The organism is Xanthovirga aplysinae, assembly GCF_009711365.1.
GTDB classification, from domain to species: domain Bacteria; phylum Bacteroidota; class Bacteroidia; order Cytophagales; family Cyclobacteriaceae; genus Xanthovirga; species Xanthovirga aplysinae.
Genome location: NZ_SMMB01000030.1, coordinates 1 through 227, shown reverse-complemented (window position 1 = coordinate 227; position 227 = coordinate 1). Strand labels below are relative to the sequence as shown.

At 40.1% G+C, this 227-nt stretch carries 1 protein-coding gene; it reads right to left on the bottom strand.

Features of this window, described 5'->3' with window-relative positions; translation table 11 throughout:
- Positions 1–28 precede the first annotated feature (28 nt).
- A partial coding sequence (locus E1171_RS00025) for an iron-sulfur cluster assembly protein (protein WP_155202967.1) occupies positions 29–227 on the bottom strand: 199 nt, incomplete at its 5' end.

Here is a 227-nt window from a genome sequence, read left to right as displayed (position 1 = left end):
GTTTCAAAATTTTTATTGAAGGAACCCCTTACATGAAGCCCAATTCTAATTTGGCAGCCTCAGACATCATATCCTGAGAGTAAGGAGGGTCAAAGGTTAACTCTACATTTACGTCATTAACACCTTCAATGGCCTTTACTTTTTCTTCCACCTCAGAAGGAATTGCCTCTGCCGCTGGGCATGCAGGAGAAGTCAAGGTCATTAAAATATAAACATTATTTACAGGG